Below are 2,173 nucleotides of genomic sequence, written 5' to 3' on the forward strand. Positions count from 1 at the left end.
GGTCAAGGCGGTCGAAGCGACATCCACCTTCCTCAAGGAGCAAGGCAAGATCGACGCCGTGCTTCCCGACTATTCGAAATACGTATCGTCGAAATACGTCACCGAGGCGCTCGCCTCGAACTAGTACTCGCTTAACGCAATTCCGGACGGAAAACCGCTTCACACTTTTCCTGGAATTGCTCTGAACGCGCGCGGATCTTTTTCCCTAACGCCGCGTGCTGACTGCCCCGGAACCGCTGACGAGGGCCGGGGCAGTCGGATTTCAACGAACCGCGAGGCATCCATGCCGCATCTCGTGCTCGACCCCCATCTCGTACTGGACAAGGTCTCGATCCACTATGACGGCCAGGCAGCGCCTGCCGTCGAGCGGGTGTCGATCGATGTCGCCAAGGGCGATTTCGTCGTGCTGGTCGGCCGTTCCGGCTGCGGCAAGACCTCGCTGCTCAACGTCGCCGCCGGCCTTATCGCGCCGGCGCGCGGTACGGCTTCAATCAACGGCAAGCCGATCACAGCACCTGGCTCGGACCGGGCGGTGGTGTTCCAGAACGATGCTTTGTTCCCATGGCTGACGGCGCGCGAAAACGTTGCCTTCGCGCTCAGGCTGCGCGGTGTCGCTCCGGCCGAGCGGGCGCGGCGCGCCGATGAGCTGCTGGCGCTGGTGAAGCTCGCCGACGCCGGCGACAAGTGCATCTGGGAGCTTTCCGGCGGTATGCGCCAGCGTGTCGGCCTGGCTCGGGCGCTCGCCGCCGAACCCGAATTCCTGCTGCTCGACGAACCGCTCGGCGCGCTCGATGCGCTGACGCGCGAGCGCATGCAGACGACGCTGCTCGATCTGTGGACGGCAAGCGATGTCGGCGTGCTGATGGTGACGCATGGCATCGAGGAGGCGCTGGTGCTGGCCACCCGCATCGTCGTGCTGGCGCCTGGCCCGGGCCGCGTGGTGCAAACTTTCGAACCCGGCTTCTCCAGGCGCTACGCATCGGGCGAGGCCGTCCGCACCATCAAGGCCGACCCGGCCTTCGCCGCGGCGCGCGGCGAACTAACCGACGCGATCTTCGAAGGAGAGGCGGCATGACCGTTACCTCCTACACCGAGCGGCCGGGACACAAGGTCGACGAGGCCGACGGCCTGTCGGTGCCGTGGTCGCGGTCCAGCCCGAAACGCAAAGGCGTTTCCGCGCGCGCGGTCAGCGTGATGACCATCCTGGTGGTGCTGGCGCTGTGGGCGCTGTCGGCCCGCCTGCAACTGGTGTCGCCAGTGTTCCTGCCCTCGCCGGTTGCGGTGTGGAACAAGTTCATCACCGTCGCCCGCGACGGCTTCGTCGATGCGACGCTGCTGCAGCATGCGATCGCCAGCCTGGGCCGGGTTTTCGCCGCGCTGGTCGCCGCCATCCTCGTCGGCGTGCCGGTTGGGCTCGCCATCGGCATCAGCACGATCGGGCGCGGCATCTTCGATCCGCTGCTTGAGTTCCTGCGGCCGATCCCGCCGCTCGCCTACCTGCCGCTGGTCGTCATCTGGTTCGGCATCGGCGAACCGTCGAAGATCCTGGTGATCACTATTTCCATGCTGGCGCCGGTGGCATTGTCGACCGCGTCCGGCGTTCGCGGCGTTTCGCAGGAACGCATCAATGCGGCGCGCTCACTGGGTGCTACTCAGCGCCAAGTGGTCCGCCATGTCATCCTGCCGAGCGCACTGCCGGCGATCCTGACCGGCCTGCGCATCGCGCTCGGCGCCGGCTGGTCGACGCTGGTCGCCGCCGAACTGGTGGCGGCGACGCGCGGGCTTGGTTTCATGATCCAGTCGGCCGCCCAGTTCCTCGTCACCGACGTGGTGGTGATGGGCATATTGGTGATCGCGGCCATTGCCTTCGTGCTGGAATTCACCCTCCGCAGGATCGAGCGCGTGCTCGTCCCGTGGGCGGGACGCGAATGATTGGGAACCAGAAGAGCAGGAGAGAATGCCGATGACCCATTCCACCGCCGTGCTGTTCGCCCAAGCCGGCAATTGGCTTCTCGCCTGGACCAGGGAAAGCCAGCCGCTTGAACAGCAACCGAAATCGCCAACGCCGGTCCGCTGGGACGCCGAGCGCGACCGCCTGCCGCCACGCGACGAGAGTTTTTACTGGGCCTGGCAGTACTGGTCGCAGTGAGGGGATTGGCGATTGGCACTAGCC

General features: G+C 66.2%; 3 protein-coding genes and 1 pseudogene. All 4 read left to right on the forward strand.

Annotation, left to right across the window (positions count from 1 at the left end):
- A pseudogene (gene tauA, locus EN991_RS41340) lies at window positions 1-124 on the forward strand (taurine ABC transporter substrate-binding protein); the annotation flags it as partial.
- A gap of 159 nt (window positions 125-283) precedes the next feature.
- Window positions 284-1,075, forward strand: a complete 792-nt coding sequence (locus EN991_RS33520; RefSeq protein ID WP_127370340.1) for a taurine ABC transporter ATP-binding protein — start codon at window positions 284-286, stop codon at window positions 1,073-1,075.
- Window positions 1,072-1,932, forward strand: coding sequence for an ABC transporter permease subunit (locus tag EN991_RS33525; protein ID WP_013528708.1), 861 nt, complete (start codon window positions 1,072-1,074; stop codon window positions 1,930-1,932). The genes EN991_RS33520 and EN991_RS33525 overlap by 4 nt, the downstream gene beginning before the upstream one ends.
- Window positions 1,933-1,963: 31 nt before the next feature.
- Window positions 1,964-2,149 (forward strand): hypothetical protein, encoded by a 186-nt coding sequence (locus EN991_RS33530; RefSeq protein WP_013528709.1) that lies wholly within the window; start codon window positions 1,964-1,966, stop codon window positions 2,147-2,149.
- Window positions 2,150-2,173 lie beyond the last annotated feature (24 nt).

Origin of the sequence: Mesorhizobium sp. M7A.F.Ca.US.005.03.2.1, assembly GCF_003997795.1 — a bacterium.
GTDB classification, from domain to species: domain Bacteria; phylum Pseudomonadota; class Alphaproteobacteria; order Rhizobiales; family Rhizobiaceae; genus Mesorhizobium; species Mesorhizobium ciceri.